We start from the raw sequence: 24,591 nt of genomic DNA, 5'->3' as shown, positions 1-24,591 counted from the left end.
TTTCTCTAGGAAATAAAGTAGATACTATATATTGTGTTTAGTGCTTTATCATTGTAATAAATTTTAGGAGACATAAATGTTAAGTGGTGTATCTCGTGATGACAATAACACGCTAGATAATGAATTAAACGCCCCTATTCCAGGGCAAATTAATGTTATCAAGAGAACAGGTACGGTTGTCCCTTATACTGATGATAAAATTGCTGTTGCTATTAGTAAGGCTTTTTTAGCAGTTGAAGGCGATAATGCTGCCGCCTCTTCGCGTATCCATGATGCTGTTAAACAATTAACTGAGATGGTTACTGCTACATTTAAACGTCGTATGCCTTCAGGTGGTGTAATCCATATTGAAGATATTCAGGATCAAGTTGAATTAGCATTAATGCGCTCTGGTGAACATAAAATCGCACGTGCTTATGTACTTTATCGTGAAGCTCGTAAGCAAGAGCGTGCTAAAAATACTGTGCAACAAGCTCACCCTAGTATTCGTGTCACTAATGCTAAAGGTGAATTTGCACCTTTAGATTTAGGCCGTTTAAATACCATTTTAAAAGAAGCTTGTGAGGGTTTAGAGGAAGTAGATCCTAGCATCATTGAGAAAGAAACCTTAAAGAATCTTTATGATGGTGTAGCAGAAAAAGATGTCAACACGGCTCTTGTAATGACTGCCAGAACATTGGTTGAGCGTGAACCTAACTACTCTTTTGTAACTGCTCGTTTGCTATTAGATAAACTACGTGCTGAAGCTTTAGATTTCTTAGGCATAGCTGATCGTGCTACTCACCACGAAATGGTAAATTTCTATCCACAAGCATTAAAAGTTTATATTGAAAAAGGTATTGAGTTTGATTTGCTTGATAAGCGTTTAGCGCAATTCGATTTAGCCAAATTAGGTCAAGCATTACAGCATGAACGCGATCAACAATTTACCTACTTAGGTTTACAAACCCTTTATGATCGCTACTTTATCCATAAAGAGGGTATTCGTTTTGAATTGCCACAAGTATTCTTTATGCGTGTGGCAATGGGTTTAGCCTTAGAGGAAGCAGATAAAGAAGCACGTGCTATTGAGTTTTATAACTTACTTTCTTCTTTTGACTATATGTCATCTACCCCTACTCTATTTAACTCAGGTACAGTACGTCCACAACTTTCAAGTTGTTACTTAACAACGGTACCAGATGACTTATCAGGTATTTATAAAGCTATTCACGATAACGCTATGTTATCTAAGTTTGCAGGCGGTTTAGGTAATGACTGGACACCTGTGCGTGCTTTAGGTGCTTACATTAAAGGTACTAATGGTAAATCACAAGGTGTTGTGCCATTCCTTAAAGTAGTAAATGATACTGCTGTTGCGGTTAACCAAGGCGGTAAACGTAAAGGTGCAGTATGTGCTTACCTCGAATCATGGCATTTAGATATTGAAGAGTTCTTAGAACTTCGTAAAAATACAGGGGATGACCGTCGCCGTACTCATGACATGAATACAGCGAACTGGATCCCTGATTTATTTATGAAGCGTGTTTTTGAAGATGGCTCATGGACACTCTTCAGTCCATCTGATGTACCTGATTTACATGATCTTTTTGGTAAAGCCTTTGAAGAGCGTTATGAGTATTATGAAGAACTAACCAAATACGGCAAAATTAAAGCATTTAAAACAATGCCTGCCCGTGACTTATGGCGCAAAATGTTATCCATGGTATTTGAAACAGGTCACCCTTGGGTAACTTTTAAAGATCCTTGTAATATTCGTAGCCCACAACAGCATGTTGGTGTGGTACATAGCTCAAACCTTTGTACTGAAATCACCTTAAATACTAATGAAGATGAAATTGCAGTATGTAACCTTGGCTCTGTTAACTTAGTAAAACATATTGTAGATGGTAAGTTAGATACTGAAAAACTAGCGCGTACCGTAAAAACTGCAGTACGTATGTTAGATAATGTAATCGATATTAACTACTATGCAGTACCACAAGCGAAAAACTCTAATGCTAAACACCGCCCTGTTGGCTTAGGTTTAATGGGCTTCCAAGATGCACTTTACTTACAGCATATTGCTTATGGCTCTGAGGAAGCGGTTAAATTTGCTGACCAATCGATGGAAGCAATTAGTTACTATGCTATTAAAGCTTCTTGTGAATTAGCACAAGAACGTGGCACCTACTCTACTTTTGAAGGCTCTTTATGGTCTAAAGGTATTTTACCGTTAGATTCTATGGATCTTCTAATTGAAGAACGTGGTAGCAAATATATCTCTGTAGATAAAAGCACTACTTTTGATTGGGCACCTATTCGCAAGTTAGTGAAAAAAGGTATTCGTAACTCTAATATTATGGCAATTGCTCCTACTGCAACTATTGCTAATATTACGGGTATTTCTCAGTCGATTGAGCCTACTTATCAAAACTTATTTGTGAAATCTAACTTATCAGGTGAATTTACTGTTATTAATCCTTACTTAGTGCGTGATTTAAAAGCACGTAAGTTATGGGATAATGTAATGGTAAATGATCTTAAATACTATGATGGTAGTGTTCAACAGATCGAACGTATTCCTGAAGACTTAAAGAGACTTTATCAAACTGCTTTTGAAGTAGAACCAAAATGGATCATTGAGTCAGCTAGTCGTCGCCAAAAATGGATTGACCAAGCTCAATCATTAAATATCTATGTGGCTGGAGCCTCTGGTAAAAAGCTAGATGTTACTTATCGTATGGCTTGGTATTTAGGTTTAAAAACCACTTACTACTTACGTGCCTTAGCTGCAACCAGTACCGAAAAATCTACCATTAATACTGGCACCCTAAACGCTGTATCATCCGCTATTGAAGAACCACAAGCGCCTGTTGCACCTGCTCCAGTACCAAAAGCTTGTAGTATTGATGATCCAGATTGTGAAGCTTGTCAATAATCGCTGTACAACTATTTTCATATTATGCATAAGCACTATCAATCTGATAGTGCTTACACTAAGGAGATTAACTTATGTTAAGTTGGGATGATTTTGATAGTGAAGATGCCCCCAAAAAAACCACTAAAACGGCAGAAATAAACACCGCTACCAACCCTTCTGAAGAACAACTAAACCATGTAGGTGATGATTTAGCAATGGAAGCACGTGCTGTTCATGCTGAAGACTCAGAAGATGTTAAAAGAGCTAAAGCAGCCCTTGATGAATTAGATATTCAAGAAGGTCTTGATGATTTAGAAGGTACTTCAGGTCGTGTACAAGTTGATGATAAACAAATGATTAACTGCCGTGCAGACTTAAACCAATTAGTACCCTTTAAATATGATTGGGCTTGGCAAAAATACCTAGATGGCTGTGCTAACCACTGGATGCCTCAAGAAATCAATATGACGGCTGATATCGCTCTTTGGAAAAGCCAAGACGGTTTAACTGAAGATGAACGCCGTATCGTAATGCGTAACCTTGGTTTCTTCTCAACTGCCGACTCATTGGTTGCAAATAATCTAGTATTAGCCACTTATCGCTTAATTACTAATCCAGAATGCCGTCAATATATTTTACGCCAAGCATTTGAAGAAGCTATTCATACCCATGCCTATCAATACTGCATTGAATCATTAGGCATGGATGAAGGTGAAGTATTTAATATGTACCGCGAAGTACCTTCAGTAGCTAAGAAAGCAGCTTGGGGTCTAAAATATACACGTTCTATTTCTGATCCCACCTTTAAAACAGGTACTGTTGAAACTGATAAGCAATTCTTACGTAACTTAATTGCCTACTACTGTGTATTAGAAGGTATTTTCTTCTACTGTGGTTTCAGTCAAATTCTTTCAATGGGTCGTCGTAATAAGATGACTGGTGTTGCTGAGCAATTCCAATATATTTTACGTGATGAATCAATGCATTTGAATTTTGGTATTGATATGATTAATCAAATCAAAATTGAAAATCCACATTTATGGGACGAAGGCATGAAAGATGATGCCCGTCAAATGCTATTACAAGGTACTCAGTTAGAAATTGAATATGCTCGTGACACTATGCCTCGTGGTGTATTAGGTATGAATGCTAGCATGATGGAAGAATATCTAAAATTTATTGCTAACCGTCGCCTCGTACAAATTGGTTTAAAAGAAGAGTACCCTAATGTGACTAATCCATTCCCTTGGATGAGTGAAATGATGGATCTCAAGAAAGAGAAAAACTTCTTTGAAACACGTGTTATTGAGTATCAAACTGGCGGTGCTTTAACTTGGGATTAATGACCATCCCCCTCTTAATAAAAAAGGTGCTAAATTTAGCACCTTTTTTTATGCTGGCAGTTTATAATACTATATAAAATACCTTATTCTATTTTAAAGCATCAGGGTAGAGCTGCTATGTTAGATCTAATAAATAAACTTAGAAATACATTTAAGAGGGATATCTTTGAGGTAAAAGATAAGCCCGAACAAACTAAGGATAAAAATTTAATAACTGACATTAAAGCTAAAGAAAAAGTAATAATCACTATTAATCAATTAAAGCAAGACTATCCTGCCCATATTCGTCAAAGAAAAAATGTATATAACTATCTCAATAAAAAGCTAGATCTTGATATTGCAGTTTATGACTATGATGATACAGGGGAAAATACTATATTATCATTAGACCCTACTGGTACACAGCAAGGTGAATACAATTATATTGTTGAAAAATTTACAGTCGCGTTAAAAGATAAAAAAGATTAAATATCTTTGCCTTAAACTAAAGAAATAAAAATATTTGTCTTTATATTATTCTCAATCACTTCAAAATTTGAGGCGTATTTCCCATCAGCTTTTGCTACTTCTAGCATGGTATTAATATCAATACCTCTTTCTTCAAGTTCTTTTAAGGCTGCTTTGGGTAAAAATTTAGCAGATAAATTAATTAATAATACAGGTACTTCAAAACTTTCAATGAGCTCACCTGCTATTGTTTTTTCTATTTTAATTTTTTTCACTGACTTATTTCCTTTTAAAGTAAAACTATTCAATTTAATAAATAAGTGGGAGTATCCCTCCCACTTATTAGAAGTTAACGTTTTCTTAATGACTCCAACCTATTACCTCCTGCTTTCAAGCGATGCATATCAGCAATAAACTCTACCAATACACTAGCAGCCTCCATTGGAGGTAAACCTCCTGCATAAATATTGGAAACTACTGATACTTCGTATTGAATATCAGCATTACCACTAAAGTTAATGGCAGCTTGGCGGGTAGCATCATCAGTAATATGATAATTTAAATAAGCAGATAAACTACGAGAAGCTAACGCATCACCCCCTGGACGTTCTCCTAATAAATTAACTACAATTTTCGCATTGACAACATTACCGACATCTTCAGCTAGTTTTACTCGACCATAAGGTATTAACATAGGTTGCCCTATAGTAAACCCTTTGGCTTTTAAACCATCCATTAATACAGGTAATAATTCAATAATATTATGGTGTGTCGCTTCAGCACTAAGACCATCAGAAACAATAATTTGAATATCATTATTTTCTGCAGTCAGTTTGTTACGTGAATCTTGGGATAAATGGCTACCTAAATCGGGATTATTTAAGTGACTTTCTTTATCAGCAGCCCCTGTGCTTAACACACGGAATTGAATATCTCCTAGTTTTTCTTGTTGCAAATCTGCATAAATAGCTTCTCTAGCAACTGCCTGATTAGCTCTTAACAAACGTATTACTTTATTGGCTGGGCGTGGACCTGCATTTTCAAAACCATAAGAAGCAGGTAAATTCTCTTTTAAGCGTTGATATTCACTATCACTGCTACAGAAAATTCTTGGGTTACCCCAATTAGGGCCTCGTTGAATATTGCCATCTTGGTCTTCGATAAAAATACCTTTTTCAACACACCAACGTAAATATTCAGGAGCTGGTTTTAAATTGTAAATTTCACGCATGGTTTGGTCATCATGACCACTGGTATCAAAATAAGCTAACATTCGGTCAGTGTTTAAATAAACATCCATATAGTAGTTAGCCCCTGCAGCCGTTAATAGCTCAATAGCCATTTGCTGACCTTCGGTAGTTACTTTTGAATGTAACGTGAAGCAAGGCGCCATACCCATTGGCAAGCCAAGTAATTTACCCATTAAATGATCTTGTAAATTAGAATAGATCATTTCAAAATTATCAAGATGGGTTTCAGGGCCAATAAAGCCTGTTACGTTATTCACCATAAAGGGTTTATAGCGACGAGCTAGTCCATAACAAAGAGCTTCGGTGGTCGTCATATCAATGCCATTATGCTTGTTATAACTAACTTCACTACCTTGCCCTGTTTCAAAATACATCCAATTTTTAGCTATATCTTTTAAAGGACCTTTTTCCTTCATCGTCATGTAGGCTTTATCTAATAAGTCTACCGTAACATCAAATTCTTCTGTTAATACTGCTTCAGTTCCTGCAATACTTTGGAACATGATTTCTACAGGTGCCCCAGAAGCTAAACATTCAAGCTGTGTTTTAATATGAGAAAGTACACAAATTTGAGTAGGCACGCCAAGTTCTTCACGAACCTTATTAAAATGATTTAATACGGCATTGATATTATCAACTGTATCAATGGCAGGGTTTAGACCAAACATACAATCACCCGTACCCATGCTTAACCCTGTATAAAGTAACATGGTAATACTATCGAGATTGTCTGTTGGATGATTAGGTTGTAGGCGTGTTGAAAGTGTACCTGGTAATCCTAATAACGTTCTTGCTTTAGCAGAAGCGCCTGTTTTTAATTTTCGCGCTAAAAAAATCATTTCATGAACGTCTAATAATTTGGTAAGTGCCGCAGCCATAACACCTGTTAACGCTGTACCATAACGACGTATTTCATTACCAGTAGAGCGCATTAATAAATCTTTAAACTCACCAACCGTTAATGATCCAATTTCCTCAAAAACAGCATGGTCGATGGCATAGTTTACGCGCATTACTGAATCAACTTTACCATTATTATCAATTAATGGATTATCAAAAATATGTTGTAAGGTTAGATTAGATAATACTGCTCTTGCAGCCTCTCTGGTTGCCTCATCAGCGGCTGCCAAATTAGCAACACGATCCCCTGCTTTGCTAATATCAGCATTTCCTAGCACTTGTTTTAAATCTTTAAATGAATAATGCAGACCTAACAATTCTATTTGATAAGAGTGTGCTAGGCTAGGCTTAGGCACAAAGATATCTGCTATGGGTGGCAACTCTGTTGAATATATTTGAGTTGCTGTATTAGCAACAGTTTGCTCAGCTACACCTACCCCATTAGCAGCTAAGGCCGCTACTACTTTATTAACAACTTCATCAAATTCTTGGCTATTCATATTAATTAATCCATCATAAAGATACTAATTTATTTAATTCCATAAAAAGAAATAGGTATAACTTGCTGATGTTGCCTTCTTAAGTTAACAAAACTAGCATCCTTTAACAGAACCTCATCAACAACTATTAAATTCAAAGCTAGCTTCCCCCACTGGGTAGCATAAGCACCTAAACTTTTACCTATATTACAATCAACTAGCAGTACTATAGGTACACTCTTAGCTGGTTGTAATTCCTCTAATATTTCATAGAACATCTGACCTAATGTCCGAATCATGTTTACTTTATTCGTACGATAACCTATAGAGTCAGCAATAAATATTTGTAAACAACCTCCCATATGATTTTGGCAAATGAGTTTTAATGCTTCATATAACTCAGGTTTACTAATATCTCCTGAACAACGACTTACAATCGGTAAATGTTTTATTGGTAAAACATTTGGATCAGGTAAATACAAAGTAGCACCAGAAACTTCTGTACTGTGCAGAGCTAAGCCATAAACAGTGGCCCGTCCTTCATTTTCGGGAATAATAGTTGTTAATGAGCGAGATAGTATTGGAGAAGCCATAATGGCTTTGGCTAGATCAATCCCTAAATCACCATAAAATGTAGTTGGAGGTAAACCTTTTCCTGCCATAGCTTGGTAAATTAATTCACCAACACCACCTGAAAAAGTAATGGCAACTGGATTAGCTGTTAGCTCATAACTAAAAGGAACTTGTTGTATTGGTAATAACTCAGCAGAATTAAAGAATGCTATATTGCCTTGAGCAATGTTCTCTAATGCCTGCACATAGAACACTAGGAAATTATTAACTTCTTCCAAAGTTAAAACATCATTAACCTGCTTATGGATATTTAGACGTTTAAATAAAGTAATCGCTTCAGGGGTTAAAGCACGAATTCGATAGCTACCTGGCTCAAACTGTATATGTCTTGCCCCAATAAAGTAACAACCTGTGTGAATAACTTTGCCATTAAGACCAATCGCTGGATTAGTAGTGCCGCCACCAATATCCAAATTGACAATGGGTGTAGTGCTACGGTAACGGCTTAAAGCACCACATCCCCCTATAAAGGCTAACCATGATTCAAAATTAGGATCATCTGCTGTGGCAACTAGGATTTCTCCCATTCGGTCTTCAATTAACTTGGCCAAAAACTCTGCATTCTTTTGTCTTGCGGCTAGCCCTGTAATAATGACACCACCAGCAAAAAAGTCTTCAGCTTGATAGCCACATTGTTCAAACCATAAGTCTAATAGTTGTGTTACTTTCTTTTCATCAATATGGTCATTAATAAAAGGGGTTAAAACAATTTCTGAACGAAAAATTATCTTAATATCACCCAGCTCCATATTGCCAGTGATACTATTAGTAAGGATATGAGAACGAGCAACTAAAGCACTGCTAGTAGTTGATCCAAAATCTAACCCTAACAGCAGTACAGAGGAGTTTTTAGGCACTAAATGGCTATTACTTGCTCTGCATGGAGAAGTAGCAAAAGTAGTTAATGGCATACCTTTATCCAAGGCCATAATTCACTTCCTGTTACTTTTTGCTGGTTATTTATGTTTATATAAAAACTAAAACAATTTTAAGGAGACTAATAAATTTTTTTATTTGGTGATATCAAATATTGGCAAATGTTTCTTTATTAAAAGAATTATTGCTCTAGGTCTAAAATAACCTATAAAATCCCTATCTAACATTTAATTAATAATGTTGTTCTTTATTGTGTTTATTAAATAATTATTAAATTTAGCCATAAAAGAGCCCCAATATTTAGGGTTCTTTTATATTTAATATACTATTGAAATGCTTTTGCTACTTCTTGCATTTGTAATGTTAAGCTCTCTAAACCACCACCAGATAAATACCAAAGATCTGGCGTTAAATAGATAATATGTTTATTTTTATAAGCATTGGTTTCTTGCATGCTGCTATCTTCTACAGTATTTTTATCTAACTTACCCTCACCTATTGCTTCATTACGATCAATTACAAATAAAACATCAGGATTTAAATAGGCAACATCTTTATTAGATAACATTAAACGTTCTGCATTGTTACCCTTTCTAACACTTTCTAAACCTATAGCTTTAATACCTAACCAGCCATGAATAAGCCCAGCATAATTGCTCTGTTCAGAGGCAACTAACTTACCATTATAATGAACAACAATAAGTGCTTTATTAGCAGATTGTTTTGCTTGTAGTTGAATAGCTGTTGCTTGTTTGTCTAACGCTTGTAAAGCTGCATCAACTTGAGGTTGCTTATTAAATGTTTTTGCTAAAAATAACATATTATTTTTAACTGAGCTTTCATAATCTTTAGGGTTAGTAGTTAAACTAACAGTAGGCGCTATCGCTGCGAACTCTTTATATTGAGCTTGCTGTCTACCTGAAATAATAATTAAATCTGGCTTAATTTCTTTTATTTTTTCAATATTAGGTGTTTTTAGCCCACCGACATCTGCATATTGATCAGCTTTAAATTTATCTAGGTAATTAGGTAAGCTTTGTTTAGGTAAAGCTTTAACACTCACACCTAATTTATCTAAACTATCAGCAATACCCAAATCAAAAGATACAACTTTTTTAGGATTAATTGATATTGTCTTTTTTTCTGTTTCATTAGCTGTTGCTAAACCACCAATTAATAATGAACTAACCACTCCTATTTTAATAATATTATACATAAATAACCCTTCCTTAAAAAATAATGATTATCATTTAATAAGATTAAGAAAGCAATTCAATTTTTATAGAGAGATTGGAGTATTGAAGTTTAGCGATATAAAGGAAAGCATTAAAAAAGAAATTAATAATAAAAACCTTATTAATTTTAGGTGCTTATACTATATTGCAAGAAAATATACTATTGTCTTTTGCTCTTTTTGTGATTACTTTCACAATTTTATTCTATTTATTAATTGACATTTTTATTTTGGTTTAGAATTAAGTAGTTATATAAATATAACAAATTGAATAAACACTTATTTGGATCGATAAGTTCAGGAATGCAGTAGGACTATCACAAGGATTAAGGAGCAGACGTGCGTATAAGTATTTTTGGCTTAGGGTATGTTGGTGTTGTTTGCGCCGCGTGCCTGTCAAAACGTAATCATGAAATAATTGGTGTAGATGTACATTCAGCTAAAATTGATCTGATTAATCGAGGTAAATCTCCTATTGTGGAGCCTGGGTTAGAGCAGTTATTGGCTGAGGGTATTAAAGAAAATCGTTTAACTGGTACAAAGGATGTAGCAAAAGCTATTAACCATTCAGATATTTCTTTAATTTGCGTAGGGACACCGAGTAAACGTAATGGTGATTTAGACCTTACTCACTTACAAAATGTTTGTGAGCAAATAGGACAAGCGCTTAGAAATAAAGCTACTTATCATGCGGTAGTAGTTCGCAGTACTGTATTACCTGGTACAGTCAAAAACATCGTTATTCCTATTTTAGAAGCCACCTCTGGCAAAAAAGCAGGTGTTGACTTTGGTATTGCGACTAACCCAGAGTTTTTAAGGGAAAGTACAGCTATTGCAGACTATGATTATCCACCCATTACAGTAATTGGTGAACTAGATAGTAAATCTGGTGATTTACTAGAAGAGCTATATTCAGATCTTGAAGCCCCTATTCTGCGTAGACCCATTGAAGTGGCAGAAATGATTAAATACACATGCAATGTTTGGCATGCTGTAAAAGTCACTTTTGCTAATGAAATCGGCAATATCGCAAAAGCCTGTGGAGTAGATGGTCGGGACGTTATGAGTATCATTTGCCAAGATGATAAACTCAATATTTCAAGTTATTACATGAAACCTGGTTTTGCATTTGGTGGTTCTTGCCTACCAAAAGATATGCGTGCTTTAAACTATAGAGCATCTCAACTAGATGTAATCACACCAATGTTATCATCGGTAATGAATAGCAATACACAACAAGTTCGTAACGCTTTCAATATTATTGATAGTTATGGCAAACGTAAAGTAGTTATGCTTGGCCTTAGCTTTAAAGCTGGTACTGATGATTTACGTGAAAGCCCATTGGTTGAACTTGCTGAAATATTAATTGGCAAAGGATATGAGCTAAAAATTTACGATCATAATGTTGAGTATGCCAGAGTTTTTGGGGCTAATAAAGAATATATAGAATCTAAGATTCCTCATATATCTTGTTTACTTACTAAAAACTTAGAAGAGGCAATTGATTCCTCAGATATTATTATTTTAGGAAATAATAATAAGGATTTTGGGGATATTCTCCAAAATATTCATGAAAATAAACAAGTACTGGATCTTGTAGGTTTCCTTCCTCAATTAGATAAAAATGGCTCTGCAAAACAAGAGGGTATTTGCTGGTAGTTTGAGAACAGCTATTGATTGCTTATTTTTAGTAGGAGGCTAACGTTGATTACGGTAATTTTGTCTGGTGGAAATGGCTCGCGCCTTTGGCCCTTATCAAGGGGACAGTATCCTAAACAGTTTTTATCATTATTAAATGACAAAACATTATTGCAAGAAACTTTATTAAGGCTAGATACAAAAGCGACAGGCTCTATTGTTGTATGTAATGAAGCACATCGCTTTATTGTAGCGGAACAGCTAGCTCAAATTGATGTAACAGCTGATAGTATATTATTAGAACCTTTTGGTCGTAATACTTCTCCAGCGGTAGCTTTAACAGCAATGATGTTATTGGAACAAGGTAGAGATGAAACGTTGGTGGTATTACCAGCTGATCACTTCATCCAAGACAAAACTCGTTTTCATCAAGCCTTAGCTATTGCAGAGCAAGTGGCAGAACAAGGGCAACTGGTATTATTTGGTATTAAAGCCGATAAGCCTGAAACAGGATTTGGCTATATAAAATGTCATCCAACAACAGATAAAGCTTCCCCTGCCCTCAATGTCGAACAATTTATAGAAAAACCTGATGCTATAACAGCTCAGTCTTTTATAGAGCAAGGAAACTACTATTGGAATAGTGGCATGTTTGTTTTTAAATGCAGCAGTTACTTGGATGAACTGTTGCAATATGCACCTGCTATTTATGAAGCATGCAAACAAACATTACAAGCTAGCCAATATAAAGACCAATTCCTCTATATAGATGCTAAAACCTTTGCTCAATGTCCAGATGACTCTATTGACTATAGTGTTATGGAGAAAACGCAAAAAGCAATGCTTGTTCCTCTTGATTCAGGTTGGAATGATATTGGTGCATGGAACTCGTTATGGGAAATTAGCGATAAAGATAAACAAGGTAATGTTAGCTATGGCGATGTTATTTTAAAAGATAGTAAAAACAACTTAGCCTTTTCATCAAAACGATTAGTCACTCTATTAGGTGTAGAAAACTTACTTGTTGTTGAAACACCTGATGCTGTTTTAGTTGCTCATCGTGATAATGCTCAAAGCATTAAAGAGTTAGTGACACAATTAAAATTAGCCAAACGCCCAGAATCAGAAACTAATAGCTTAGTTTATAGACCTTGGGGTTGTTACGAAACCATTGATTATGGCAATAGATTTCAAGTTAAACGTATCACTGTAAATCCAGGTGCCACCCTATCCCTGCAAATGCATCATCACCGAGCAGAACACTGGGTTATTGTGACAGGTACAGCGTTAATTACTTGCGATGATAAGGAGTTTATTCTTTCTGAGAATCAATCTACTTATATTCCCATCACCTCAATACATCGTTTATCAAATCCTGGTCATATCCCATTAGAGGTTATTGAAATTCAATCAGGTAGTTATCTTGGTGAGGATGATATTCAAAGATTTGAAGATCGTTATGGGCGCTTAAATGTTGTATCTGCAACCAAGGAGAAATTGGTTAATGAGCGTTAAATTTGTAGCCAAGTCAAAAAACACTTTTTGCTCCAAAGCATTTGGCTGGCTCATGCTATTAACACTTATTATTTTTCTTGCCTCGCTTGTAGACCGTGAGTATTTGGACTCAAGCAGCCATCAATTTATCTTTTTAATTGGTGTTGTGGGTACATGGCGATATAGCAACAACATATTACATTATATACGTGGCATGTATTTTTTATATTGGGCATTTCCAAGGTTGCGTAAACTCGCTGATAAAATGGGAGATCAAACATTACCCTCGCATATTTTCATGGTAGTCACTAGTTTTCGTATTCCACCAGAAACCACTTATAAAGTTTACCAATCTATCTTTCAAGAATTAAGTAGCATTCCTGTTCCCAGTACTATTATCGCCTCTATTGTTGAAGCAGGTGATGAGTACTTTATTAAACAGATTATGCGTGAAGAGATTAAAGACCGACCAGATATTACACTAGTGATTGTAAGGGCTAGAGGAACAGGTAAAAGAGATGGGCTAGCGCATGCTTTTAGAGCATTATCAAGACGTGCACCAGCTCATGATGCCGTCGCTTGTGTTGTAGATGGCGATACGATGATGTTACCCGGTTGTGTAGATAAGGCTTGTCGATTATTTGCTCTACTTCCTAATGTAGGAGGAATGACTACCAATGAATACTGTATTGTTAAAGGTGGTAGATTACTAACGAGTTGGCACAATATGCGTTTTGTACAACGTCATATTAGCATGTGCTCCATGTCATTAAGTCATCAGGTGTTAACTCTCACAGGTCGCCTTTCCTTTTTCCGTGCTAGCTTAATGATGGATCTTGATTTTATTAGAGACGTAGAAGCCGACTATCTACAACACTGGCGATTAGGTAAATTTCAATTTCTAACAGGCGATGATAAGTCTTCTTGGTTTAGTCTAAAACGTGCTGGTTGGGATACATTCTATGTACCAGATAGTTATACATTAACTGTTGAACATCCCCCTAGTAAATATTTTTTAAAGGCAACACGTCAACTCATGTTTCGTTGGTATGGCAACTCATTAAGACAAAACTTTAGAGCCGTAAAGTTATTACGAAAACAATTAGGTTTATTTACATTATACGTACTCTATGATCAACGCGTTTCTATGTGGACTAGCTTATTTGGTCTAACCGTAGCCCTTACTGCTTCATTACTTATTAGCATCCAATTTCTCTATATTTATTTTCTATGGATACTTATCACGCGTAGCATTGTATGTATGCTATTTGTATTTTCTAAGCATCCAGTAGATCCGCTATATCCTTTTGCACTCTATTACAACCAAATTATTGGCTCAATGATGAAAATTAACGCTGTATTTCACTTAGATAGGCAACAATGGACAAGACAAAAAACAACTTTAAATCAAAATATTAGCTTTGACACAAAACTTAATCGCTGGACATCAAAGATAACCATGCTATCTGCTATTGCCATTTTTCTTTGTATTGTTTCTCTAGCAATAGATATCAATAAATAAATTTAAACCGTGAGTTAATAAAGTAATATTATGGATAACAAATCAACTACTGGCAGTCAAGAAGGACCCAAAATAGTGCATGAAGCACTTGATGAACGCCAGCATATTCGTACAAAAATTCCTGCAAAAGTAACGATTACAAAGGAAAATAATCAAGAGTTCATCACAGAAACAGATATAGAAGATGTTTCTCTTGGTGGTATTTCTTTCAATCATTATGGAGAAATACCTAAAGGGACTTTATTACATTCACTCATTTCTTTACCTATGAATGCCCTTGAGATACGTATTGAGGTAACATTAAAGGTAGTATCTCGAACCAACCAAAAGTATGGTTGCCAATTTATAGATTTAGATGCTGGCAAATGTGATATTTTACGTTATCTTATTGTCTCCTACACCTCAGGTGAGGTAGTTGATATTAGCGGCCTGTTTAATATCATGCAACGTGAGAACTATATTAAAAGCCGTAAAACAAAAGATGCCACTCAAAGAAATATAGTAGAAAGACTAAAAGCCATTATAGGTACACTGCTATTTACTATAGTGGGTTTACTTGCATTAAGTTTTGTACTTTATAAAAGCTACTTATTATTCTTTACCTTAACACCAACTGAAGCAGTTGTTAGTGCAGACACTTATACCATTAGCATGCCGGATAATGGTTACCTTAATTTATTACTAAAACCAAATCAGACTTCAGTAGTTGAAGGTGAACCGTTAGTTAGTATTTCAACTCAACTAGCCACGTATTTTACTAATCTTTCTGATATGCAAATGTTAGACAAACTAACACCAGAAGAAACTAATGAGTTATTAGCTAGAACTACAGTAAAAACTGTTATTAATAGCCCTTGTAATTGTGAAGTTTTTTACCCATACCCTATTCCTAAAGGCTTTTCTTATAAAGAATCCCCTTTATTATATTTAGTACCAAAAAATGAAAAACTTTATGTAAAAGCCACTATTCCTTACGGCAAACTAAATAATCTAAACAAAATAAGCCGTATTACCATCAATGCTTATAACAGCAGGGAAACAATTGAAGGAAAAATTTTTAGAACACAAATTGATAATCGTACCCAAAGTACTATTTTATTTATTGAACCTAATAAGCCATTACCTAAAGAAAGTTATCAGCAGCCAGTATCTGTAAACTTATTCTTAGGATTACCTTTTAGTTTTTAGGAATAAGTTATGAAAAAAGGGATTGTTTACTTTCTTATCTCACTTGCAGCCACTATTTGTACAGTTGATGTTGCATTAGCTAGTCGTGGTTTAGATGAAATACGTTATGCCTTATTTAAAGATCCTAATGCTGATGTAATGGAAGATTTAAGAAAACTAGTAAAGTTTGGTGATAGACAATCAATGTTATTACTAGGTAATCAGCTAGTTCAACAAAATAGCATGGCTAATAGTACAGAAGCTTTAGTGTTATTTAAAAAAGCATTTGCTGAAGGACAAGGAGAAATACCTGCACTTACCGCAATGGCTAGAATATTAGACAACAACATGCGTTTGCGTAAAAGACAAGCTAACTATATAAAAAGATCTTTACAACAATATCCCTTAACAAGAGATCCACAAACCCTTACAGCAACGTTAGAGGTTTTTGTTACTTATCCAAACTTTATTAATAATAAACAGGCCGAAGAACTAATCTCTCTTTATCAATCATCTTGTTTAGCTTTTTGCCGCCCAGAACTTTATAGAGCGGTATTAGCAGAGCAACAAGGTAATAAAACATTAGCATTACAACTCTATGAAAAAGCTTTTTTTAGCGATAGTCGTGCTGTTTTTCGCTACTACAAACTGTTAGGCGATAAGCAAGATACACTATTTCCGTTATATACACGTAGTCTACAAGATCAAGTAGATAATTTACCAGTAACTACTATACACAGTATTGCATCAATATTAGATACTGTTTTCTCAACTCAACGTAGCTTAGCTATTTTAAAAGGTAGACAATTCCATGAGCAAAATAAAGGCTTAACTGGAGCAGCTAATGAACGAGTTAAAGCTGAAATAGAGGAATTACGCAAGCAAATAACTGAACAATTTTCTAAAGATGAAAATGAAGTTAATTTTTGGCTAGATAAAGCAATCGAGCGTAATTGGGTACCTGCTATGGTTTCCAAAGTTAATAAGATGACCTCATTACCTGATAGCTATACCCCAGAAGAAGCTCTAGGCTTAATTGAAAGAATAGCTACAACTCAGCCACAAAATGCTAAAGCATTAACTGTATCAGTTTCTATGGTAAGTAGTTGGAATACGCTTAATCCACCTAAAAGTTATGAGTTAATTCAGCAATTACAGCAAGAGCAATACCCTTCTGCCAATACGTTACTAGCTACTCTATATAGTCGAGGTGTATTAGACGAGCCAGATCAATATCGCGCTATAACCATACTAGAAGGTGAAGCTAAAAAAGGATACCCATCTGCCTTCTATGCTATTGCAGGTATTTACTATCAAGGTCGAGCAATCTGCCGAGATAAAGCCAAAGCTTATGCTTATGTATTATTAGCTAATGAGTTAGGAGAGTTCAGGGCCTCTGGACTAAAAAAACAATTAATGAATGACATGACAAAACAAGAAGAGCAACAAGGACGTACTTTATATAAACAACTAGCCAAGGAGTATCAACTATGAAATGGCTAATTAAAATACCCTGTTCTTGCATAATAATTTTTTCCCCTATTTTCAATACGTGGGCACAAGAAGAGAACGACTTTTCTGATATAGGAGAACTTCCAGCACAATTAGTTGATGGGCAGCTACCACCTGTTACTTCTCTTTTCTATAATAAAGTAACTACACAGTTTGGTAGAGGTCCTGAAAATTCAGCTTTAGGCAGTGATCGTAAAAACTTCTATAGTTTACGCTATGAACCCTCTTTTTACTGGTTTTCTCCTGAACAAAAGTGGCCAAAATGGACATTCTATACCCGTGCATGGATAAACTATGACTCAAAATACTACTCTCCATCCTTACAAGAAGATGGTGGTAACTATGAAAATACCCGTAGTACTAAAAGACCACGTTATGCTTATGCTGAATTAAGAGAGTTTTATATTCGTCGTGGCCTATTATGGGATGATCCAAGATATTCAATCACTGCTGGTAGACAGCGTTTCTATGATAGATATGGCATTTGGTGGGACGACAGTTTAGAGTCTATCAGGTTTGACTATAACAACACCTTAAACTCAGGTTTTCTAGCAGTCAGTCAAAAGTTCTGGAACTATAATACTGACGTTAACAAATTAGATGAACAAGATAAAAAAATTGTTTATGTAATGGGACAATATGAATGGCAATGGAGTCCACGTAACTGGCTAGGTACTCGTTTCCTCTATGAAAACGACTATTCAGGTAGACGTATTGATGACTCTAATGATTTTAAAGGAAGTCGTATAGGTGTTTTCATTAAGGGTGATGATCAACGAGTCTCTCCCCTTTTTAATGATTATCATGTTGAATTTGTTCGTATGCAAGGAAAAAGACGAACAATTGATGACAATTATAATACCGAAAAAAATTCTATAAATGGATGGTTGTTATTAGGCGAAGTTGGTAAAAGATTTGATAGCACCCCATGGAAACCTAGAGTATTTGTGTATGGTGGCCTAACTGATAATCCAAAAGATCAATACCATGGCTATCAACTTAATAGAATCCAAACAGACCGTTTAACTACACCTGGTAGCTATAGTACACGACTAGTAAGTTCATTTGTGCGCTTAGACATGAGTAACTTAATGTTCTATGGCATAGGTATTCAGACTAATCCTGCTGACCGTACTCGAGTAGATTTTCGTATCAGTGATATTAAGCTACGTAATAGCTCTGCTGGCTTACCTATTCGTGTAAGCCAAGAGATAAATCGTGAACGTAATCAACAAATTTCTAATAACAATCTTTCTGGTAGTAAATCAGTTGGTCAAGTCTTTGATATTAATTATTACTGGCAAATGTTTCCTTACAACTATCAAGGCAAACACTTCACCATGAATACATTACTCAACCTAAGTTACTTTAAAAGTGGTAGTGCCGCTAAAAAAGTAGGTGATGACTATCAAATTACACTAGGTTTAGTTTTTAGGTACTAACAATGATATTTGCATCGAACGTTTTTTTATTTTTATATTTACCTACTTTTTTTATTGTTTACTATTCAGTAAAAGCAAGTTGGCGCTCTACCGTTATTGTTATTGCTAGTTATCTTTTCTATGCATGGTGGCGCCCAGATTTCCTATTGCTTTTTATTGGTATTACTGCATGGAACTTTTGGCTTGGCTTACTGATTAAAAAACAACTGGATAAAAACAATAAAAAAGCTGCATTCCGAATATTATGGGTAGGTGTCATTGGCGACCTTGCAACATTAGGCTACTTTAAATATGTTAATTTTGGTGTTGAAATTATTAACGCTGTACTAGAACCTTTAGGTTTTAATACCTTTACCCTAACTAATATTCTATTACCGTTGGGTATCTCTTTTTATGTATTCCATGCATTAAGTTATATTGTAGATATATACCGCAAAAATGCTGTGCCTACTAAAAGTTTTATCGATTTTGCAGCTTTTGTTTCCCTCTTTCCTCACTTGGTGGCTGGGCCAATTTTAAGATACAGCGAATTAGCCCCCCAATTTAAACACCGTGAACATTCACTAGATATATTTTCTTTAGGCGTTTGCCGATTTTTCCAAGGCTTTATTATGAAGGTATTAATTGCTGATAATTTAGCTGGCATTAATGCCCTATTCCTTGGACAAAATACCTTACATTTCTTTGAGGCATGGTTTGGATTAGTTGCATCATGCCTACAACTATATTTTGACTTTGCTGGCTACAGCTGTATGGCTATTGGATTAGCATTAATGATGGGCTTTAAGTTTCCTGAAAACTTTAACCAACCTTATGCTTCACAAAGTATTACTGAGTTTTGGCAACGCTGGCATATAACACTTGCTCATTATTTACGGGACTACTTATTTATGCCACTCGTCCGTAACAAAATAATGAATCCATTATTAGCCATTATTTTCACTCTTACCGTTTCTGGTCTATGGCATGGTGCTAGTGCAGCAATGGTTCTTTGGGGATTCTACTTAGGCACCTGTATGGCATTAGAGCGTGTTTTTGGTGTTGCCACCAAATTAAATACACCTTGGAAGTTCCTAAGATACATTCGCGCTGTATTTTTAGTTTTATTAGCAATGCCTCTCTTCTTTACTAGTAATTTAAACCACAGTATTGATATCTATGGCTCACTATTTGGTTTAAATGGCTTTGGTGATTTAGATATTTATATTTATGGCAGCTCAAGAATGACCGTTGCTTTCCTAGCTATCACGGTGCTTTGGACATTAATTGCTGGCATTATTAATAAACGTTACTACTTGGGTAATAAAGATAATTACTTTATGCAACGAGCAACAGGTTTTAACTCCTTATTACTGTGGGCAGGCTTTTTATTAGCGCTCAGTAGCCTTGCTGCTAATTCCTTTTCACCTTTTCTTTATTTCCAATTTTAGGGGGATTGTTTATGTTTCCTACAACACAATCATCCAGTAAATTAAACGGTATATTATTTATTGTTTTAATAGGTGGTATGTTTATTTATTCCATACCTTCTATTTTTAAATTTTCTGAAACTGAAACAGACAATTGGTCACTATTTATGGATGGCAAATTGTTACGCAAATATGAAACTTTTTATGATAAACAGTTTTTTGCTAGAGAACCCTCTGTAAAATTTTGGGCAGATATTAGATACCTCGCTTTTAATGAAGGTACCAGTGGTGTTATTTTAGGCAAAGATGCTTGGCTATTTAGTAATCAAGAATATCTGGTCGTTAATGATTTGTCTGCACAGCTTAATAAACAATATCATCAAATAAAAGAAATTGATGAACAATTAAAACGGCGTGGTCAAAAGCTAATCATCCTACCTATTCCAATGAAAGTTGATATTGAACATAGCCATATCAGCCGAGAACCTGAGCCTGTTGTTATTAATCTCTATGATTCTTTTATTAAACAACTTAATGATGCCGATATAGCATCAGTAGATATTAGACCTAGTTTTCAACAACAGGTAACAAACCATTCTGTCTTTATTCGTAATGATACTCATTGGTCACCTGAAGGTGCTTCATTAGCCGCTAAGCAAGTAGCACTACAATACCCTGAGCTAAAACAAGATACTTTATTCATTACCAATAAAGTCAGTGAAAAACAACATAAGGGCGATTTAATGAACTATATGCAGTTTCATTTAAGTATTGCTCGACAAAATTATCAACCTGTAAATTTACCCATCTTTGAAACAACACAAGCCAATCAAGAGATCTCTGATAGTGCATTATTTGGCGATCAACAATATCCAATTGCACTAGTAGGCACTAGTTATAGCAAAATGGATGATTGGAATTTTGTCGGCTTTCTTAAACAGGAGTTACAAACAGACATTCTTACCCATGCACTAGAAGCTAATGGTCCATTTGAAGCAATGGCTGAGTTTCTTAAGCAACCCGATTTTAATGATCCCACTATCCATGCTGTAATTTGGGAGTTCCCTGTCCGTACCTTATTAGTGCAGAGCTTCAGAAACAATAAAAAAGGTACTGAAAATCAAGTCAAACATTTTTAAAATGGAGTTATTTCTATGAAACTACTAAAAACCTTAATGATCTTAGCTAGCTTTTTAGCTTTTACTACTAACATTCAAGCACAAGAAGGTAATGCTGATTTATATGATGCTGTAGCACCTGCTGACTCGGCTTTTGTGAGAATAATTAATCTAAGCAACAGTAATATCTCTGCTACCTTAACAGGCAAAGTAAACCCACAACGTATTGCTGTAAAGCAACTTAGCAACTATCGTTTTGTGCCACCAGGTAAACATAAAGTAAGTACTGGTAATGCTAGTATAGATTTAGATTTAAAAGCGAATACAGCCGTTACCTTAGTTTACGAAAATGGCAAACTTACTTTAATTAATGATCAGTTTTCTAATGAACCTAGAAAAGCACAAATTGCCTTCTATAACTTAACCAATGAGTCTATAGAATTAAAAACAGCTGATGGTAAACATGAAGTTATTGCTGCTGTTAATAAAAACCAAACAGGTAGTAGAAAAGTTAATGAAATTAAAATTGCTTTTGCTGCTTACTCAGGTAGTAAAAAAATAGCTAGCTACCCAAGCAACTTCTTAAAGAAAGGTGGTTCTTATAGCTATCTAGTAATCCCAGAAGGAAGTGGTTACAAAGCAATTGCTCAACAAAGCGGTATTGATCCAACTGAATAATGATAATACAGGGTAGTAAATATGAATTTCTCATGCATCAATAAATCAATTTCCATTGTCACTTTTGGGCTAATGTGCTTGTTTTCAACACATGTATTAGCAGAAAAGAACTGTAAAGATGATTTGAGTTGTTTAATCTGCCCTGCTATTCATGACCCTGTACAATATCAAACAGGGGCCATGAAACTACTTAAAGAGCTTATACCTGGTAAAGATCGTTGGTTATTTCGCACAATGGTTGATTTAAGCACAGATTTTGGTATTCCTGCTGAAAGACATGCAGACTTTGCACGATTAATGCAAACTTTCAAAAGTAAAGGAATACATGTGGTAATGGCTATTCAACCAACCAGAGGTTTAATGCATCGTGATAAGCTTTATGACAATGACAAAAATAAATTTAACTATAAGTTAGCTACTACTAAATTAAAAATACTTGTTAACCAAATGCGCAGAGCAGGTGCAGTGGTTCCTGATGTATTACCGTTAATTGAATCTCCTCCTAAAGAGGATTATTTTTTTCGTCGAGATCACCACTGGACACCTCAAGGTGCAAAAATTACAGCTAAATTAGTGGCAGATGAAATTAAAAAGCAACCATTCTATAAAGAGTTACATAAAACAACTTACAAAACTGCCCCTGGTGTATTTATCCCTAAAATGGGAACACTCAATGAAGGACTACAAAGAATTTGTGGTAATAACTTTGGTATGCAATATGTACAAGGCTACCAAACAATTCCTGAAAATAATGATGCTGATGCGTTATTCGGCGATATGCCAGAACCTGAAGTAGTGTTGGTAGGTACTAGTAACTCGGCAGCTCGGGAAAATGAAAGTAAACAATTTAATTTTGATGGTTTTTTAAAGCAAGATTTATCCGTAGATATTTTAAACTATGCACTACCAGGTGCTGGTGCAGAAGGCTCCCTGTTAGAATATTTACTGTCTGAAAACTATGATGCTAAAAATCCACCTAAATTAATTATCTGGGAGCTCGTGGCAAATTATCGATTAGGTGATGAGTTAACATATCGACAGCTTATTCCTGCTGTTAAAGGAGGCTGTAAACAACCTCTACTAAGTAAAACTACTAAGATGTCTAAGTTAAGCGAAGGGCAACGTATAGAATTATTAAGTAATACAGCTAGTAACATAAAACAACTTAATACACCTGGTAATTTCCTTGATATAAAATTCAGTGATAAGAACTTTAAGTCTTTTTATATATTTACCTATTATGACAATGGCGCTCGTGATAAAGTGTGGTTCCGCAGACCACTCATAGTGACAGGTGGGCAATTCCATCTTGAACTAAGTCGCTCTGCTGAATTCAAAGATGCCAATTTATTATCGGTATTTATTCAACCCACACAAACAATTAATGGCCCTATTTCCATGGAGGTAAATGTATGTCATTAAAACTTAAAGTAGTTGTAATAATGTTTTTAATCAATACTTTCAATCTATCTTATGCAGAAACCACTTCTAGTCTTTGGAGTAAATTAGACACACTACAATCACAAATAACTACCAGTGATTATAAAACTATACCATGCTCTACTGCTCCTCCAAAGCCTTTTACTGGCGCACTACTAATAGAAAGTAAATATGATCAAACGGATGTTAATAAAACTATTTTAGTAACTACTTCTGAGTCCTCTACAGAAATTCAAAATCATATTAAAAACTATATAAAGGGATTATTAACTGCATCTAAAAGTTACAGAAAAGCAACCAAAACCACTCAAGCTAATACAGCACTAGCTTGCCTAAGTTATTGGCTAGATGATTGGGCTAAAGCTAATGCTTTACTTAATCCAGAAGCTACTAAAACAGGCATTGCGGGTAGAAAATGGGCTTTAGCGGCCATATCCGCTATTATTCTTAATACTCAAGGGTATAGTAATGGCAAATTTGAATTAACAACAGATCAAAAACGTTGGTTAAAGAAATTAGCTGAACAAGTAATTCTAGAATATGAACCAAGACGTGCTGATAACTTCACAGGTTATTTTAATAATCATGATTACTGGGCTGGTTGGGCTGTATCTGCTACAGGTATGGCAATACAAAATAGAGACATGATTATTTGGGGACACACAAGCCTACAAAGGGCTTTACAACAAGTGATGGTTTCTAATAATGGACAATACGCTTGGTTACCTTATGAAGTAGCACGTGGTAAATTAGCAGCCGACTATAGTAACTATGCGATGATCCCTTTAATGCTATTAGCTGATGCAGCTAAGGCTAATTATCTCTATCTGAGCACTGATGAATTAAAAAAACTACAGCTACTAGGCAATTTTACGGCACTCACTGTTCTTAATCCTAATTCGCTTCATGAATTACCAGGCACACAAAGCACAGTAAAACCTTATAAAATGATTTGGGTAATACCTTTTATTAATAAATATCCAGCTAATAACTTAACTAAAGAACTTTATTCACAAGACCCGACTGGTATTGATAATTACAGTCAAATTAGTGGTTCAATTAAGCATTTTTATCCTAATATAAACTAATATAGAGAAAAATATGCAA

At 35.2% G+C, this 24,591-nt stretch carries 18 protein-coding genes; 14 read left to right on the top strand and 4 right to left on the bottom strand.

What is annotated here, in order from left to right; all coding sequences use genetic code 11:
• Positions 1 to 76: 76 nt before the first annotated feature.
• The 3 genes from ACQVD9_RS09350 (at position 77) to ACQVD9_RS09340 (ending at position 4,713) form a co-directional block, all read left to right on the top strand.
• The gene (locus ACQVD9_RS09350) at positions 77 to 2,920 is read left to right on the top strand and encodes a ribonucleoside-diphosphate reductase subunit alpha (RefSeq protein WP_264745774.1); all 2,844 of its coding nucleotides are present in this window, start codon (positions 77 to 79) and stop codon (positions 2,918 to 2,920) included.
• A 74-nt stretch (positions 2,921 to 2,994) separates the two neighbouring features.
• Positions 2,995 to 4,245 carry a ribonucleotide-diphosphate reductase subunit beta gene (locus ACQVD9_RS09345; RefSeq protein WP_264745773.1) on the top strand — a complete coding sequence of 417 codons (1,251 nt, stop codon included), beginning with the start codon at positions 2,995 to 2,997 and terminating at the stop codon, positions 4,243 to 4,245.
• 117 nt (positions 4,246 to 4,362) lie between these two features.
• A complete protein-coding gene (locus ACQVD9_RS09340; protein WP_264745772.1) occupies positions 4,363 to 4,713 on the top strand; it encodes a hypothetical protein in 351 nt (116 codons plus the stop codon).
• An 11-nt stretch (positions 4,714 to 4,724) separates the two neighbouring features.
• Here the strand turns inward: ACQVD9_RS09340 and ACQVD9_RS09335 are convergent, their stop codons facing one another.
• The 4 genes from ACQVD9_RS09335 to ACQVD9_RS09320 all read right to left on the bottom strand — a co-directional run bounded on the left by ACQVD9_RS09335 (position 4,725) and on the right by ACQVD9_RS09320 (position 10,046).
• Positions 4,725 to 4,967 carry a hypothetical protein gene (locus tag ACQVD9_RS09335; protein ID WP_264745771.1) on the bottom strand — a complete coding sequence of 81 codons (243 nt, stop codon included), beginning with the start codon at positions 4,965 to 4,967 and terminating at the stop codon, positions 4,725 to 4,727.
• A gap of 74 nt (positions 4,968 to 5,041) precedes the next feature.
• Entirely contained in the window at positions 5,042 to 7,342 is a 2,301-nt protein-coding gene (gene eutB, locus ACQVD9_RS09330; RefSeq protein ID WP_264745770.1) for an ethanolamine ammonia-lyase, read from the bottom strand.
• Between the two features lie 29 nt (positions 7,343 to 7,371).
• Complete coding sequence (locus ACQVD9_RS09325) at positions 7,372 to 8,883, bottom strand: ethanolamine ammonia-lyase reactivating factor EutA (protein ID WP_264745769.1); 1,512 nt, start codon at positions 8,881 to 8,883, stop codon at positions 7,372 to 7,374.
• A 272-nt stretch (positions 8,884 to 9,155) separates the two neighbouring features.
• A complete protein-coding gene (locus ACQVD9_RS09320; protein ID WP_264745768.1) occupies positions 9,156 to 10,046 on the bottom strand; it encodes a siderophore ABC transporter substrate-binding protein in 891 nt (296 codons plus the stop codon).
• 357 nt (positions 10,047 to 10,403) lie between these two features.
• Here ACQVD9_RS09320 and ACQVD9_RS09315 point away from each other — a divergent pair, with 357 nt between their 5' ends.
• The 11 genes from ACQVD9_RS09315 to ACQVD9_RS09265 all read left to right on the top strand — a co-directional run bounded on the left by ACQVD9_RS09315 (position 10,404) and on the right by ACQVD9_RS09265 (position 24,572).
• The gene (locus ACQVD9_RS09315) at positions 10,404 to 11,723 is read left to right on the top strand and encodes a nucleotide sugar dehydrogenase (protein WP_264745767.1); all 1,320 of its coding nucleotides are present in this window, start codon (positions 10,404 to 10,406) and stop codon (positions 11,721 to 11,723) included.
• Positions 11,724 to 11,768: 45 nt separating this feature from the next.
• Entirely contained in the window at positions 11,769 to 13,217 is a 1,449-nt protein-coding gene (locus tag ACQVD9_RS09310) for a mannose-1-phosphate guanylyltransferase/mannose-6-phosphate isomerase (RefSeq protein ID WP_264745766.1), read from the top strand.
• On the top strand, positions 13,207 to 14,718 hold the full coding sequence (locus ACQVD9_RS09305; RefSeq protein ID WP_264745765.1) for a glycosyltransferase family 2 protein: 1,512 nt from the start codon (positions 13,207 to 13,209) through the stop codon (positions 14,716 to 14,718). The genes ACQVD9_RS09310 and ACQVD9_RS09305 overlap by 11 nt, the downstream gene beginning before the upstream one ends.
• Positions 14,719 to 14,748: 30 nt before the next feature.
• Complete coding sequence (locus tag ACQVD9_RS09300; RefSeq protein ID WP_264745764.1) at positions 14,749 to 15,906, top strand: PilZ domain-containing protein; 1,158 nt, start codon at positions 14,749 to 14,751, stop codon at positions 15,904 to 15,906.
• 9 nt (positions 15,907 to 15,915) lie between these two features.
• Positions 15,916 to 17,379, top strand: coding sequence for an SEL1-like repeat protein (locus tag ACQVD9_RS09295; protein WP_264745763.1), 1,464 nt, complete (start codon positions 15,916 to 15,918; stop codon positions 17,377 to 17,379).
• Positions 17,376 to 18,839: an ion channel protein AlgE gene (locus ACQVD9_RS09290; RefSeq protein WP_264745762.1), complete on the top strand. Its 1,464-nt coding sequence runs from the start codon at positions 17,376 to 17,378 to the stop codon at positions 18,837 to 18,839. Before ACQVD9_RS09295 ends, ACQVD9_RS09290 begins: the two co-directional genes overlap by 4 nt.
• Positions 18,840 to 18,841: 2 nt before the next feature.
• Positions 18,842 to 20,269, top strand: coding sequence for an MBOAT family O-acyltransferase (locus ACQVD9_RS09285; RefSeq protein ID WP_264745761.1), 1,428 nt, complete (start codon positions 18,842 to 18,844; stop codon positions 20,267 to 20,269).
• An 11-nt stretch (positions 20,270 to 20,280) separates the two neighbouring features.
• A complete protein-coding gene (locus ACQVD9_RS09280) occupies positions 20,281 to 21,387 on the top strand; it encodes an alginate O-acetyltransferase AlgX-related protein (protein ID WP_264745760.1) in 1,107 nt (368 codons plus the stop codon).
• A gap of 15 nt (positions 21,388 to 21,402) precedes the next feature.
• Complete coding sequence (locus ACQVD9_RS09275; protein ID WP_264745759.1) at positions 21,403 to 22,044, top strand: alginate O-acetyltransferase AlgF; 642 nt, start codon at positions 21,403 to 21,405, stop codon at positions 22,042 to 22,044.
• Positions 22,045 to 22,116: 72 nt separating this feature from the next.
• Complete coding sequence (locus tag ACQVD9_RS09270; RefSeq protein WP_413774192.1) at positions 22,117 to 23,466, top strand: alginate O-acetyltransferase AlgX-related protein; 1,350 nt, start codon at positions 22,117 to 22,119, stop codon at positions 23,464 to 23,466.
• Positions 23,457 to 24,572 (top strand): alginate lyase family protein, encoded by a 1,116-nt coding sequence (locus ACQVD9_RS09265; protein ID WP_264745757.1) that lies wholly within the window; start codon positions 23,457 to 23,459, stop codon positions 24,570 to 24,572. The genes ACQVD9_RS09270 and ACQVD9_RS09265 overlap by 10 nt, the downstream gene beginning before the upstream one ends.
• Positions 24,573 to 24,591: the final 19 nt, after the last annotated feature.

The sequence above is a fragment of the Entomomonas sp. E7T21 genome, assembly GCF_058693955.1.
Note: the sequence above shows the minus strand (reverse complement) of the source record. Positions and strands in the feature narration are given on the sequence as shown.